The following is a 15,505-nucleotide window of genomic DNA, read 5'->3' on the forward strand; positions in this document are numbered from 1 at the left end:
TACGATTATACCATTTTGAGCTGTTTTCTCCTCTTCTGAGCGCGTTCAATCAGATAGACGATCAAAGAGATAATAAACCATGCCATCACCATCGTAATAAACGTATGACTCAAAAAATGATCCCCGATAAGCATCTTGTAGCTTCCCATACTCCATCCGATCACCATTGCAGAAATACCGGCAATGATTTTCGCTTTTCGTGTACGAAAAAGATAGATCAGTGACAAAAGGGCAAATCCTCCGCTCGCATGACCTGCCGGCCAACATTTGATTTTCCCTTGTTGACAAAATGATTTCGGATATTTTTCCCACACACACGTATGGGGATAGTTTCCCCCGTAAATCTCCAAATTTTTAGGACATGGAAGATTGGTGAGCGCTTTGAAACTCCCTACAACGACCGGCACAAAAATCCCCGATAAAAGGACGATCACAATCCCCTTGCGATAAAGCGCTAAAAAGGGCTTTTTCCACCCGACAATCAACGTAATTAAGATCACCACATCCACAATAATAATAAGCCGTTTGATTCCGTCGTAGAAAATAAATTTTAAAACCGGTTCATCGTGATCGAGCAACCATTGATGCGTTATTGGATTGTAAAAATGGTTCTGCACCCAGATATCGGTACCGCTCACTCCGAAAAATACAACGGTAATAATGAGCGCTACCGCACTCACCCATAGCTGTTTAGCGACCGACATGTAACAAATCTAGCTTTGGCTGATAAATCGAGGTATTCACCTCCATGTACCCCAAGAGAGTATGAAAGAGCGAATCTTGAGTCTGCGGCTCTTTTGCCGATGCGTTTATACGGGCTTTATCGATTTTGAACTGTTTGCCGAACCACATCACTGCAGGAATATGTTTTTGCGCTTCTGGAGCAATATTATAAGGGAACCCGTGAAGGTAAAGCCCGTTTTCACCTAACGATTCTCCATGATCGCTCATATAGAACATCCCTGTCGCAAATTTCTCATCATTGCTTTTGAGCAGGGCGATCACTTTGGTCAAAAAGGTATCGGTATAAAGAATTGAATTATCGTAAGCGTTGGTAATCTCCTCTTTGGAGCACTGCTCCAACTGGTTCGTTTGACAGACCGGCGTATATTTTTCATACGCTTTAGGATAGCGTTTGTAATATGCCGGACCGTGATTTCCCATTTGATGCAAAACGATCAAGATATCCCCTTTGGGATGCGCTTCGATATAGTCTTGCAAGCCTACGAGCATCCCCTCGTCTCGGCACTCTCCCTCACAGATCGTATTGATTGACGGTTTTTGATAATCTTCAAACGCAACCCGTGTTGCTACCCCTTTGGAATCGGAATTATTCTCACGCCACAAAACATTGACACCGGCTCGCTTGAGAACGTCCAACACATTTTCGGTATGCTGTGCTTTCTCTTTTTCGTACCCCTCACGCCCAAGAGATGAGAACATACACGGAACCGAAACCGCCGTCTCCGTCCCGCATGACGTGAACTGAGTAAAATTGATAACATCCTCTTTACGCAACAACGGAGTGGTATCCCGCTCATAATTGTTCAATCCGAAATGATCCCATCGAACCGCTTCACCGACAACCATAACAATCAATTTACGAGGTTCATCGGAGGGGAGAATTTTGGCATCTTGTCCGATCACCGCCAAACCGCTATAAGGGTGCGAAAACGTCTCTTGAACATAGCGGCCGATCGAATAGAGATAATAGGCCGGATTTGCGTAATAGCGAAGCGGTTTGTGTTCGCGGAAAAATGAGGTGTAATATTTGCTGAATGAAAACATAACCACTACCGCAACGACCAATGCCGCAACAATCACTTTGACCTTATCGATAATGCTCTCTTTGAGTGTCATCGGGAGAATATTGATACGATAAACGATAATCGAAGGGATCAATCCCAAAAAGAGAAAATAAAGAAGCTGCTTGAAGCTGAGCAAATCCGCGGATTCTTTGATATTGGTCTCCAGCAAGTTCTGAATCATATGCGAATCGATAACGACATCGTATAAATCCATAAAATAGGCAACCATAGAGGTCACAACGAGCATCGTAATCAAAATCGGTTTGATGGTATGGCGGGAACTGAACAGTGTTAAAAGAATCGTTGTTACACACAACAGTACAATCCCTAAAGATACAACGAATAAAAAGTTCCCGCTATCTAAAGCGTAGACTTCACTGACATGTTTAAAAAAAGCTCCATTTGTAAAAAGAACAAAGAACAACGCAACGGCGATAATGACTGTACGGGCGCGTACGGGTTTTGAAAATAAAAATAACACTCGGACTCCGCTTACTTTAATTACGATATTATAAACTCTAAACACCAAATGGGACGTAAATCCTCTTATTATCCTTTCTACCCTATAATTCGCAAACACTTTTATTAGGAACATTTATCGATGCTACGCGAACTTTTTAAAATCTACCTCCTCTTTATTGCCCTCTTTTTTTTAGGAAGGCTCTCTCTTTATGGTCTCTATTTTGACCGACTCTCCGATATTAGCTTTGCCCAATCACTACTCTCTTTTGTATACGGACTCAAACTCGATACAATGGCTGTCTCTATCATACTGGTAATTCCTGCATTACTCCTTTCGATAACACCTCAGATAGGGGCAAAATTTGTAGGACGCCTCCTCAGCGGCTATGTCCTATTTTTTCTTCTTGTCTCCCTTTATGTTGAAAATGCCACCTTTCCGTTTGTCGCCCAATACGATGTACGCCCCAACTATCTCTTTATTGAGTACCTCAAATACCCCAAAGAGGTCTCTTCAATGATTCTCAAAGAGTATCCGCTCCAGCTCTCAATCGCATTGGGGATGTTACTTTTGAGCGCATGGGCCTATTTTCGTTTCTCTCCGCTTCGTTTGGTCCAAGCGATCCAAACACCACTTTGGAAACGGCTTCTTTTATTTCCGTTGGTAGCCGCAATCCTTTTCATCGGGATCCGTTCTTCGTTCGGGCATCGTCCCGCCAATATCTCCGATGCCCTCTACAGCACCAATCGTATGGCCAATGAGATTGCTAAAAATTCTCTCTACTCGATCGGAAATGCGTTTTATAGTTATACGAAAGAAGGAAACCTGATTAAACCGTATGGCCATCCTATGGCACTGGATGAAGCTTATCGCCGGGTAGGTGAGAAACTCAATCTCAAAGGTGAGGGAGAATTGCCGTTTAATCGCTTGGAAGCAACCCATTTTCCTGCCAAAAAACCAAAAAATCTGGTGATTTTCATCCAAGAGTCGATGGGAGCACAATTTGTCGGGTTCAGTGGTGGCGATGCTTCGATCACTCCGAATATGGAAAAACTCTCCCATGAGGGGATCGCCTTTACCAACCTTTTCAGCAATGGTACCCGCTCTATTCGCGGCCTTTCTGCCCTAACCTCAGGTTGGCTTCCCGTTGCCGGAGAAGAGGTCGTCAAACGGAATAAATCCCAAAGCGATTTTTTCACCGTCGCATCACTTCTCAAGCCACTTGGGTATAAATCAAGCTTTATCTACGGAGGAGAGGGGCGCTTTGATAATATGCGCAGCTGGTACATGGGGAATGGTTTTGATGAAGTGATCGAACAAAAAGACTACACAAACCCTACATTTGTCAGCACGTGGGGGGTGAGCGATGAAGATTTGGTGATCAAAGCGAATGAAAAGTTTAAAGCCCATGCCGCGAGGGGAGAGAAATTTGTCAGCGTTATGTTCTCTTCTTCGAACCACTCCCCATTTGAACTGCCGGAAGGAAAAATCGATTTTATCCCCGGAAAACCGAAAAAAGGGGTAGAGAATGCGGTTAAGTATGCCGACTTTGCTATCGGAAGACTTTTTGAACTGGCCAAGAAAGAGTCTTACTATAAAGATACCGTCTTTGTTGTTGTCGCCGATCACAATGTCCGCGTATACGGCGACGATCTCGTTCCGGTCAATATGTTCCATATCCCGGCGCTCATCATCAGTGACGGCATCAAACCTCAAAAATTCGATACTCTTTCTACTCAGCCGGATGTCTTGGCAACAGCCCTCGATCTCATCGGTGTCAATCTCACCTATCCTGTTTTGGGTCACTCGATTTTCAGTGATGCAAAAAAAGAGACCTCATTTATGATGTTCAACGATACCTTCGCGCTTCGTGATCATAATAAGGTCGCAATTCTTCAGCCCAACAAAGAGCCTTTGACATTTATTTATGAAAACGAACATCTCAAAGCGGCTCCGCATGACAAAGAGCTCGAACGTGATACATTGGCTTTTATTACGGTGATGGACGATATGTACAATAAGAAGTTATTTCGGGTAGCTCAATAAGCTATTCGATTCAATTGAATAAACCGATACGACTTCGATAATACACGCAGCTGGAATAATGTACGAATCTCAATAGAATAAAAATAACATGATTGAAAAAATAAGAAGCGTAAAGAGGGTTTCTTCCCCACACAGGAGAAGAACAAAACGATTAACGTTTTGAGAATTGTGGAGAACGGCGCGCTTTGCGTTTACCCGGTTTTTTACGCTCAACAACACGTGAATCACGAGTGAGCATTCCAAACGGTTTCAAGATAGCACGGAATGATGGATCGAACGCACAGAGAGCACGTGAAATACCATGACGAAGTGCATCAGATTGTCCAGAGAAACCACCGCCCAATGTTGTTGCGTTGATATCTACTGATGTATCTTGTTTAGTCAAAGAAAGCGGTTGAGTAACACGCAATTTTTTTGCTTCAAGACCACCCAACCATGCGTCGAGTGAAAGACCGTTTACAGTGATTTTACCTGTACCCGGAGCAAGCCATACTTTAGCGATCGAAGTTTTTCTTCTGCCGGTTGCATACGTTTTTGCCATTATTTATCCTTACTTAGCGATCTGCGCAGAGTGTGGATGTTCAGCACCTGCATAGACTTTGAGTTTTTTCAACATCGCGCGACCCAATTTTGTTTTAGGAAGCATACCGCGAGCTGCAAGTTTGAAAACTTTTTCTGGGTTAGTAGCCAAAAGTTCTGTAAATTTTTCGCTTTTAACGTTACCGAAGTAACCTGTGTGGCGGTGATATGTTTTAGTAGCAGTTTTCCCGTTACCGTTGATAACCGCTTTTGACGCGTTGATAATAACAACAAAATCACCGCAGTCAATGTTTGGCGTAAAGTAAGGTTTATCTTTTCCGCGTAGACGAGCAGCAACATCAGTCATAATACGACCGAATGTTTTCCCTTCCGCATCGATCAAAACCCATTTACGTTCGATTTGCTCAGGTGAAGCAATTTTAGTAAATTTCATCTTGAGTCTCCTTTTAAAGTCTCTATAAATAGTGGCGCAATTGTACCCATTTAATCTTATATTTTACTGAAATTAAGTTTTTTATAAGCACTTAACCCATTCAACCCTGTCTTCTATCAGATAGCATAAATATCCCTGGACATTCCCGCCTTTGAGTGTGCGAATCGCATCGGCATAGCGACCGATCTGCTCACGATGTTTTTCTTCCTCTTCTCGTCCGCTTTTGTAATCGATGATAATCCATCCATCGTTATGTTGTACCAACAAATCGATCACTCCGATATTTCCGTTGTGACGAACCATCTGTTCTTTGTAATACTGACCTGCTATCAAGGTACAAAATTGCTTATCTCCAATCAGACACCCTACCCTTTTTTCAATCTCTTGAATCGCTCCGGAACCCACAACGGCGCCGTAGCGGTTTCGGGTCGATTCGAGTGCGCTTGAGAGCGAATGAGGACTAAACTCTCCCATCATTTCCAAGGTATAGTGCAATGCCAATCCAAACTGTACCGCCGCATAATCATGGGTCGATTCTTTGATCGATCGTGTACTCTCCTCTTGCCGCCCGAATCGAAGCGCTTGAAAGTTCAACGGCTCTTGTATCAAAGCAGGTTTCACTTGATGCGGCGTAATCTCGAGTTTCCCCCATGCCGAAGGGGTCAATTCCAATGGATCGAACCACGAATTTTTGGTTTTTGCGATGACACTAAGTGAGAGTACAGCACGAGTCAAGGCAACGTACAATGCATTGAGCTGATCTTCGTCTGCCGCTTTTTGTTCCGCTTCCAGTGCTTTTGCATACACCGGATCGACAGCTTGCCGATTTATAATCCGGTAGTGCATTCCGTGAAGTACTGCCCCCTCATATTCATAAACAATCGGATCGTTATGATTACGCCCTTTTCCCAATCTATCAAGCACTATGACATGCTCAAACTCTAACCCTTTAGATTTATGCACAGTCATAATGCGGATTCCGCGCAAATCGCTTTGAGGCGAAGTGCTCTCTAACCTGTCAATCTCAAATACCACCTCTTCGATATCACGATAACTTCGTAATGCTTCGATAAACATCAATGCGCTCTTATCGGCAATTTTAAATTGTTTGACAAATGCAATCACCGCGGAGATCACCTCATCAACAGGTCTCCTCTCGATATTTTCACTGCTCACTCCCAGCAATGCGGCGCAGTTGGATCGGTAAATCATCTCACCGAAATAACAATAACGGAGATACTCGATAATAGCGCGAACGCTTCTCTGCGAGATAAGGCGTGCAGTGGTTTCTGTCACCACATCGTATCCCCGCTCGCTCAGGGCCTCTTCCACAGCACTGCCATCTTTATTCGTCGCCGTTAAAATAGCGATCTCTTCCGGTGCAACTCCCGCTTCGATTAATGTCGCAATCCTTTCACTGAGGGTTACCAATAAATCATCGCTGCACAGAACTTCGACATATCCCCCTTCGGAGACTGGTGGTGTTTGCTGTGGAGTGTACCCTTTTATTTTTCCCTCAAATACTCTGTTGACAAAATCGACAATCTCGCTTTTGGATCGATAATTGACCTTGAGGGGTTCCACTTTCACATCAAACAGCTCCGCGACTTGATGAAAGAGTGCGCTTACTCCGCCCCGAAATCGGTAAATCGATTGTTTTACATCGCCGACGAAAAAGAAACTTCCCCCCTCATTCACCCCTACGCCAGAGCGGATCTCTTCGATCAATGGACGGAGAATATCAAACTGTATGACACTCGTATCTTGGAACTCATCAAGGAGAAGATGTTTGAGACGCGAATCGAGCCGAAAGTAGAGAAAATCGCTCTCCAGTTTTTCACGTAACAGTGTATGCACGTTGAGGGTGATATCATCAAAGCTCAGTGCATTGGTCTGCATGGCGAGTGATTGGCGGGATTTGATGTAGAGTTTCAGTACACTAAAAAGTTCTTTGAAATACAAAATCTCACGTCTGCGCATGGTTGAGGCTAGTGCGTTTTGTATCGCATGAAGCAATTCATCCATACGCGGCTCATAACTCTTTTTAAAATCCCAATACTCCATGCTCGGTTTAAAAAGCCATGTTTTCTCCAATAGCTCCTCATAACTCTCAAACTGCATGGTTTTACGGGCACGGTCGCTGATCGGTTTGGAGAGGACCAATGCTGAAAGTTCCTGAGCCAATTCAAACGCATGAAGACTTGAGTCTTCAGGAGGAGTCATCCCCGCATACGATTCCAGATCGATCTCTTTGTATTTTGAGTAAAGGGCGCTTAAAAGCCCAAACAGATCGCTCAACCGCTTATCGCTGAGTATTGACAAATGTACCAGAGCATTCGAAGCATTCGACACTTCCACTTCGTTCAGAAACCGCTCCAGCAGAGCGATCTCATGATGACTTTGCACCGTTTTAAACGTCGGCATCACCCCCGCATTCAACGCAAATTTGCGCAGTATCCGACCAAAAAATTTATCCAAGGTGGCAATTTGTACATCAGAACGGAGAAAGCGCGAAAGCACTTTTTTTCGTTGCTCCAATACTGCCTCTTCACTCATCCCGCAAAGGCGTGCGATTTGAGGTAGTTCGCTGCGAGTCGGAAGCTCTTCTAAAGTTTGAATAATCCGCTCCAGCATCTCATTCGCCGCTTTGTTGGTAAACGTCAATGCCACTATTGAAGAGGGATTTTCTCCCATAAATAGCAAACTCAGATAACGGACAACGAGGTTAAAGGTTTTGCCGCTCCCTGCACTCGCCTCATACGCTAAAAACGGTTCAAATTCCACGCATCACCTCCCGATGACACAGATAGGTATACGGACAGATTCGGCATCGGCTCATATCCTCACACATCTCCCAATTCCATCTCTTTTGGGAGGCCATGAATGATAAAATTTCGCGTAATTTAGCCACTTTGTCCTCTAAATAATGCTCAAATTTAATCTCCCCTTTTCCCAAATCATAATAGCCGCATCGCTCTACTCTTCCAAATTCTTCGGCTAAAAGGGCATAGACGCTCAACTGATAATCAACATCACTCTCTTTGGGTTGGGCAGTCGTCTCAGGATACTTTCCGCTTTTGTAATCAATCACTTCTAAGTGTCCCTCTTTTTCATCGATCCGATCAATCCGTCCGACCAAACGGATTCCCTCAACAGTGACACTCCCTTCTTTTTCGGTAAAGAGTACTTTTGAACCTTCCTTAAATCTGGACTCTTCCAAACGGCAAAAATGTTCGAGCTTATCAATCCATAACCGTTTCATATACCTCTCAAGAGGATCATCCGATTTTCTCCCCTCCCAATGCGTAGTAATCGCTGCTTTGATCTCATCCGCACTCTCATAACTATTACAAAGTGAATAGACTTTTTCCAACGTACTGTGAAGCTCATTACCGATATCTCTCTCCTCAGAGAGATCCCGTGGCAGTTCATGCTCACCTATATGAGCGATATAGCGATAGTAAAATGCTCTTTTGCAGTTCAAAAACGTTTTGATTCCGCTTGCAGAGAGGGGATGTGCCGTAAAATCGTATTCACTCTCGTACATTTCGACATGGCGTTCATTAAAACACGGTGGAGTAAACAACACCTCTTCATAGCGATAACGTGCCGGAACACTTTTAATCCCCAACTGAAGCAAAAATCGAGACGGCACCGATTCGGCGTTTTGGACACATCCGATCGCCACCTTTTGCGCTCGATTAAAAAGGACGGAGTAGTAATGTTTTTGAAGTGATTCTCGATCCTGCGCACTCGGCAATCCAGCATATTCACGCGTTTTTGTGTTTAAGAAGAGATCTTTTTCACTCTTATGCGGTACATACCCTTCGTTGAAATCGATAACAATAACTCCGTCAAATGCGACACCGCGCGTCTCCAACAGCCCCATCACTGTTATTTTTCCCCCGCGGACATCGTCAATACGCCGCTGGCGTAAACGGTTCATGAAAATTCGCCATACCGCTTTAAACTCCATCTGCTCAAGCGCATGGCTAAGATGGCGAAAATGCTCTATCTCTTCTCGAACCACACCAATGGATTCATCCTCGTTGTCCCAAAATTGTAGCAGTTCATCAAGCTGAGAAAAAATAAATTTTTCTCTGTAGTGCACCTTGAACCACTCAAGAACTTCATGTTTTATATTACGGATCCGCTCCCGGTTGAGTACACTGGGTTCTTCCAAAAACAGTGTAACACTCTCCCAATCTCGATACACTGCACTCTCTGAAAACGGCTCTCCCATCGCAAAGTTGAAGTTTTCTTCGCTATCAAATACTTTGAGCATCTCTGCTGCCTCTTCATCAGGAAGAATAACCGCTATTTTTTCAGGAGCAATCCCTTGGCGGACAAATGTTTCGACAGACGCCTTGATAAACCCGATTTGTGCTAAACGCGACGGAAACAGTTCACACGTTATATTTTTATTGAAACAAAGAGTTTCTTCCTCGATAATCCCCAGTGTACTCAAAGACAATCGGTACGCCATCCCCTCTTTGAGTTCAAATCCCATCTCCTCGAAGCGTGCCGTCATTTTACGATTATAAGGGGTTGTATTATAAAGCAGGAGCATTTCTACATATTCAGCACAGCCTTTGAGAAGCGCAATTTCATGTCGGCTGAGATACCCTTCGACGACAATCGTTATTTTTTCAAAATTTTGGAGAAAATCATGTTGCAGGATCATGAAATCATCCTTGAAGATTCGATCCGCCCACCCTTCACGAAGGCATATTTCAGCGTAGCGCTCACGCAGCCGTTTGAGAATCGTTATATGCTCTTCGTACTCACCGTATACATCTACGGCTTGAAGCTTCTCAATGCTTACCTGTTCGCTCGAAAGCTCTTCAAAAAAACGGAAAAGATACTCGGAGTTTTGAATAAATGTGAAAAAATTTCGTTCAATATTCAATGCGTTGAATGCAGAAAAATCACTGGCTTCATGCATCGCCAAAAGACGCAAATCCTCATCCGGTACAATCTTTCCTGTTGCAACGTATGCGCGCGATAGAAACTCCCCCATGCTCATCATGTTCGGCATAAAGCTATCCGTCGATTCTAGAACTGCCTCACGGATACAACGAGATGTTGGATATACGATACACTCTTTATTCATAAAACCTCTATTGTTTTTATCATAGGCGTTTGAGTAGAAAATGAAAAATTTCTCAAGATAAAAAGTATTGTAGGGTATTTCCCCTAAAGGGGAAGAGGTAATCTAAAAATTAGAATTCAGAGGTCTTAGTATTACGAGTATCAGCTTTTATGTTGTAGTAGCGTTGATCGGCTCCTACAGAAATTTTCGCCAAAATATCCCATCGTCCCGGTTTTGGAAGAGAGACGGAAGCAAATGTGTATTGTCCGTTGTTAACCGTAGGATTCGATAGATTGACATCTTCTTTCGTCGTATACGGACGGGTTAAAACAGCTTCAATCTTTGCGTCATTAACCGGATTTCCCTTTTTATCCGTTACCTGATAAATCAAAGTCGTGTTGTTTTCAAGAATTTGCGAAGTTACTAATGCCACTGCATATTTTTTATCAAACGCAATCTTGGCATTGATAATATCATTTGCATCGTTATCGTAGGCGTGATACCCTTGCATTCCGTAATCTGACATTTCGACTGGATTATTAATCGCCGTTTTGATTGTCACGATACCAAATCCTATCACAATGAGTGTTGCTACTGCAATAATAATAGGCCATTTTGTACCGGGGTTTTTAAACATTAATTGTCCTTTTTAGCTCGAAAATAGCGTCCATACACATACCTGAGAAGTGCGTACGCTATGATACCGTAAAAAAGTAATCGCAATATATCAATGAAGTTTTGGCTTCCGCTACCCGCAGATGAGCTTAATGTGACTCCATAGCTGGCAGCTATTTGATCCGCTGTATCGCTGTAGCCGTTATACATTGCAACAGAATATTTTTGAACCGTTTCGTTCCCTTTGGTTTTTTCTGCCAAAATCGGTAAAACAGTTCCTCCACGGTTGGCAATCAATTCTTTGGCTTCATCATAACTGCGTGCAAACATGATAGCACTCACAACGGATCCCATAAAGGTTGCATTTGGACTAAGAATTTGTGCTTTGTTAAAATGCTCATATAAAGTGACGGGACGAGCTAAGATATCCACTTGCTTCTGTAGCTCTACAAAAGTCATAATTACTGAAGGTTCACCAATTTCAGCAACGATTTGCTTTTCAAAATCCGCAATACTTTGATTATGATCCAAATCTCGAACCATGACCAAGTGAAGTGAAACTCCGGTCTTTGCTTTTAGCTCCGTACCGATCGCATTAATTTGCTCTGCAAATTTCGGATTGTTGACAACATCATCTTTATATAAATATTCCGCATTGAGAGAAAGAGAAAATACTAGTATGAGGGTGAGGGCCGCGAGCCCTCGCGAGAGTAACAAACGCTACCCTTAACCGACGTATAGGTGATTCGGTGTTACAACCGCCCACAACGTTACCGCTGCAGAAATCACCAATGTGATTGTGATGAGTTTATCCATGATACTTGCCATCTAAAACTCCTTATTGAACGTTGACACGATGAGCAGCATTTTCTGTGCTGAACATTTTGATGTCTTTTTCATTTTCGATTTGGTAAAAATTATTTGCACTGCCTTGTTGTACACCCAATCCCCATACAGTTAGACCTGCAAGGATTGAAAGAAGCAATACAGTAGCGATCAACATTCCTGTGATCCCGTCCAATGCAAAAATACTACGATTTTCCATTATGACTCTCCTTATTTGCTTAGGCTGGTGATATAAGCACCAAGCGCTTTAACTTGAGCTGGCGTCAAGTTGTTGAATGCCGGCATTTGACCGATTGCACCTTTTTTACCGTGTTTCATTACGTTCGCAATAAGCGTTGGATTGAATTCAGCGATGTTTGGAGCAACCATATCTGTACCTTTACCATCTGCACCGTGACATGAAGCACATGTACCAGCAAATACGTCAGCACCTTCAGTACCTTTCATTCCACCAGCAACATATTTAGCTACTGCGTCGATCTCAGCGTCAGTGATCAATGCACCTGTGTTAGCATTCATCAAACCGTTACGATCCGGCATAGGCATTTCCATACCGAGAAGTTGGTTGTTAGAGCCGTTTTGAACAACATGTTTAACTGATTTCTCATCCAAACGTTTGTTCAAGTTCGCAGCTTTACCATCGATACCGTCTGCTTGAAGACCGTGACATGGAGCACATTGTACGATAAACACTGATTGACCCATCTCTTTAAGAGTTGCATCATCCATATTTGCGTATTGCGCTTCGAATTTTGCATCGTGTTCAGCAACCGCTTCATTGTATTCACCGATTTGTGAATATGAATTCACAGGATACCCTGCAAGGAAATACCAGATAGCCCAAATTACAAGACCAAGGAAAATAATCGCCCATCCAAAAGGAAGTTCGTTTTTATATTCTCCGATTCCGTCCCAATTTTCATCTGCAAGTTTACCACCTGCTTTATCCGTTTGCATTTGACGGATATATTTCAATGCTACAAAAATCGCAATCGTTGCCGTTGCGACTGCCCCGAGCATCGCCAATTTGTTGACGATATCATCACCTACTTGTCCGCCGGCAATAACCCATGTAAGGCCAAGCAATGCGAGTACGAAGACAACACCGAATACCATTAACTTATTCATTATGGCTCCTTCTATTTTATCTCATCGTTTTTCGAGATCGCCTCGATCGGCTGATCGGTGATCTCGTCATTCAGCGCGATATTTCCGTACTTTTCGTAATCGCGTGTCCCCTTTTTCTGCGCACTGTAAAGGTGATAGATGTACGAATACAACACCACCACCAAGAACGCTGTAAACCCAAAGTAGGCATACGCTTGAAGTGTACCAATATCCACGCTCACATCCTTATTTTAAGCTGTTAAGATATGCGATAATCGCAACGATTTCAGGGATATTACCCGCTGCAACCGCATCTTTAACATCTTGGTCTTTCATATCTGCTGCAATTGCTTTTGCTTCTTCCAAAGCGTCTGCTTTTGCTTCATCCAATGTAGCACCCAATTTTACAGTAGCTTTCGTACCGTCAGCCATCGGGATTTCAGTGTTATAAGGTGTTTTGAACACTTTATTAACTGTAACTTGTTCTGCATACGCAGTATCGATGTCTGCAGATTTTTTGAACATCCAGCGATATGCCGGCATGATTGAACCTGGAACAACAGCAGCAGGATCTTTCATGTGGTTTTCATGCCAATCCGTTGTACGGTAGTTTCCTACACGCATCAAATCCGGACCAGTACGTTTTGATCCCCAAAGGAATGGACGATCATACGCATATTCACCGCTCAATGAGTAGTGACCATAACGGTCAGTCTCTGATTTAAACGGACGAACCAACTGAGAGTGACATCCCATACAGTTGTTTGAAATATAAATGTGGCGACCAGCAAGTTCCAACGTGCTGTAAGGTTTTGTCCCTACAACCGGTTGAGATGCTTGTGCAAAGTTTGGCAAAATCTCAATAAGACCTGCAAACGCAATTGTTACGAACACCGCTACCGCGAAAAAGAACGGGTGTTTTTCTAACCAGTGAAACATTTTTCCCCTCCTTATTATGCGCCCATTGGCGATGCGTTTTGAAGTTCACTCTCTTCAACACGGCGAGCACTTGTCATTGTTTTGTACATATTGTACGCGAACAAGAACATACCTACGAGATACAACGTACCACCAACCGCGCGGATTGTGAAATATGGGTGCAATACAGCAACAGTATCGATGAATGAGTAAGCAAGGTTACCGAACTCATCGTGTGCACGCCACATCATACCTTGTGTAATACCTGCAATCCACATAGATGTGAAATACAAGACAACACCAAGAGTTTGTACCCAGAATTGAGTATTCATCAATGATTTAGAATAGATTTCGCGTTTGTATACACGTGGAGCCATATGGAACAATGCAGCCATAATCATGAATGCAACCCATCCAAGAACACCGTCATGTACGTGACCAACGATCCAGTCTGTAAAGTGAGCCAAAGCATTAACTGATTTAATCGCTTGGATCGGACCTTCAAGAGTTGAGAACATGTAGAACGTTGAAGCCAAGATCATGAATTTGATCAACGGACTTGCCGCTACTTGTTGCCATTCACCCTTCATGGTCAAAAGCATGTTGATCGCAGAACCCCATGATGGAAGGATCAATACAACCGAGAATACAGAACCCATTGTTTGCATCCAATCCGGTACTGTAGAGTAGATCAAGTGGTGTCCGCCTGCCCATAGGTAAACAAACATCAATCCCCAGAACGCAAGAAGAGACAATTTATATGAATATACTGCTTGTCCTGATTCTTTTGGAAGGAAGTAGTAGATCATTGCAACGATAGGTACTGTAAATCCGAACGCAACCGCGTTGTGTCCATACCACCATTGAACAAGAGCATCATTGGTCCCTGAATACATAGAAACAGAGTGATACCAGTTACCGATTCCGCCAGAAGCAAAATATGTAGGAATTTCCATGTTGTTGAAAAGATACAACATAGCGATACCAAGGAATGTAGCAATGTAATACCAGATAGAGATGTACAGTGATTTTTCACGGCGAATACCGATCAAACCGAACAATCCCATACCCCAAAGTACCCATACCACTACAACAGCGATATCGATTGGCCATTCAAAATCCGCATATTCTTTACCGGTTGAGATACCGAGCAACAATGTCCCGACAACAGCAACTACAACCAAAAGATATACGAAAAAGTGCAATTTAGCAAGGAACATCAAGAATTTTGATTCTGCCATAGACACTTTCAAGACACGTTGACCGACATAATACCATGTCGCCCAAATACCGCTAAGGGTAAATCCGAAAATTACTGAGTCAGTATGCAACGGACGAAGACGGCTGAAATTGGTATATTCTGCCAACCCTTCTCCTAGCATTAAATTGACACCTGGAAACGCCATTTGCCACGCCAAAATAACGCCGACAAGCATCCCGACAATACCGAGAACAACAGTTACAAGCATAAACCACTTAGCAACCGTGTAATCATACTCCAATGGACGATTCTCCATTTACGACCTCCTTAAAGATTCAAAGCATAAGAGCCTATTAGGGCACCTTTGACTTCGCAATAGTGTGAAATCAAAGATGCCCTTAACACTTTTGTAACAAAAGTAGGCTATTAGACACTCTAA

The 15,505-nt window shown here is 43.2% G+C and carries 14 protein-coding genes; 1 reads left to right on the forward strand and 13 read right to left on the reverse strand.

The features are described 5' to 3' along the window. Nucleotides 1-5: 5 nt before the first annotated feature. Together CJD30_RS02405 and CJD30_RS02410 are read right to left on the reverse strand one after the other, a co-directional pair. Nucleotides 6-704: a phosphatase PAP2 family protein gene (locus CJD30_RS02405; RefSeq protein ID WP_294915941.1), complete on the reverse strand. Its 699-nt coding sequence runs from the start codon at nt 702-704 to the stop codon at nt 6-8. Continuing rightward, nucleotides 691-2,289 (reverse strand): phosphoethanolamine--lipid A transferase, encoded by a 1,599-nt coding sequence (locus CJD30_RS02410; protein ID WP_294915943.1) that lies wholly within the window; start codon nt 2,287-2,289, stop codon nt 691-693. Before CJD30_RS02410 ends, CJD30_RS02405 begins: the two co-directional genes overlap by 14 nt. 120 nt (nt 2,290-2,409) lie before the next feature. Here CJD30_RS02410 and CJD30_RS02415 point away from each other — a divergent pair, with 120 nt between their 5' ends. After that, nucleotides 2,410-4,314: an LTA synthase family protein gene (locus CJD30_RS02415; protein ID WP_294915945.1), complete on the forward strand. Its 1,905-nt coding sequence runs from the start codon at nt 2,410-2,412 to the stop codon at nt 4,312-4,314. A 151-nt stretch (nt 4,315-4,465) separates the two neighbouring features. Here CJD30_RS02415 and rpsI read toward each other — a convergent pair whose 3' ends face one another. The 11 genes from rpsI to ccoN form a co-directional block, all read right to left on the reverse strand. Then, a complete protein-coding gene (gene rpsI, locus CJD30_RS02420) occupies nt 4,466-4,855 on the reverse strand; it encodes a 30S ribosomal protein S9 (protein ID WP_294915947.1) in 390 nt (129 codons plus the stop codon). A gap of 9 nt (nt 4,856-4,864) precedes the next feature. Further along, complete coding sequence (gene rplM / locus CJD30_RS02425) at nt 4,865-5,287, reverse strand: 50S ribosomal protein L13 (protein WP_294915949.1); 423 nt, start codon at nt 5,285-5,287, stop codon at nt 4,865-4,867. 81 nt (nt 5,288-5,368) lie between these two features. Next, nucleotides 5,369-8,071, reverse strand: coding sequence for a RecB-like helicase (locus tag CJD30_RS02430; RefSeq protein ID WP_294915951.1), 2,703 nt, complete (start codon nt 8,069-8,071; stop codon nt 5,369-5,371). After that, nucleotides 8,061-10,400 (reverse strand): PD-(D/E)XK nuclease family protein, encoded by a 2,340-nt coding sequence (locus CJD30_RS02435; protein WP_294915953.1) that lies wholly within the window; start codon nt 10,398-10,400, stop codon nt 8,061-8,063. The genes CJD30_RS02430 and CJD30_RS02435 overlap by 11 nt, the downstream gene beginning before the upstream one ends. A 109-nt stretch (nt 10,401-10,509) precedes the next feature. After that, entirely contained in the window at nt 10,510-11,016 is a 507-nt protein-coding gene (locus tag CJD30_RS02440) for a FixH family protein (RefSeq protein ID WP_294915955.1), read from the reverse strand. After that, a complete protein-coding gene (locus CJD30_RS02445; RefSeq protein WP_294915957.1) occupies nt 11,016-11,711 on the reverse strand; it encodes a 3-dehydroquinate dehydratase in 696 nt (231 codons plus the stop codon). The genes CJD30_RS02440 and CJD30_RS02445 overlap by 1 nt, the downstream gene beginning before the upstream one ends. Nucleotides 11,712-11,832: 121 nt before the next feature. After that, nucleotides 11,833-12,039, reverse strand: a complete 207-nt coding sequence (locus CJD30_RS02450) for a DUF4006 family protein (RefSeq protein ID WP_294915959.1) — start codon at nt 12,037-12,039, stop codon at nt 11,833-11,835. An 11-nt stretch (nt 12,040-12,050) separates the two neighbouring features. Next, on the reverse strand, nt 12,051-12,968 hold the full coding sequence (locus CJD30_RS02455; RefSeq protein WP_294915961.1) for a c-type cytochrome: 918 nt from the start codon (nt 12,966-12,968) through the stop codon (nt 12,051-12,053). Nucleotides 12,969-12,979: 11 nt separating this feature from the next. Then, nucleotides 12,980-13,183 (reverse strand): cytochrome c oxidase, cbb3-type, CcoQ subunit, encoded by a 204-nt coding sequence (locus CJD30_RS02460; RefSeq protein WP_294915963.1) that lies wholly within the window; start codon nt 13,181-13,183, stop codon nt 12,980-12,982. A 10-nt stretch (nt 13,184-13,193) separates the two neighbouring features. Beyond that, nucleotides 13,194-13,886 carry a cytochrome-c oxidase, cbb3-type subunit II gene (gene ccoO / locus CJD30_RS02465; RefSeq protein WP_294915965.1) on the reverse strand — a complete coding sequence of 231 codons (693 nt, stop codon included), beginning with the start codon at nt 13,884-13,886 and terminating at the stop codon, nt 13,194-13,196. 14 nt (nt 13,887-13,900) lie between these two features. Continuing rightward, entirely contained in the window at nt 13,901-15,382 is a 1,482-nt protein-coding gene (gene ccoN / locus CJD30_RS02470; protein ID WP_294915967.1) for a cytochrome-c oxidase, cbb3-type subunit I, read from the reverse strand. Between the last annotated feature and the right edge of the window lie 123 nt (nt 15,383-15,505).

The organism is Sulfuricurvum sp. PD_MW2, assembly GCF_002633015.1.
In the GTDB taxonomy this organism is placed as follows: Bacteria; Campylobacterota; Campylobacteria; order Campylobacterales; family Sulfurimonadaceae; genus Sulfuricurvum.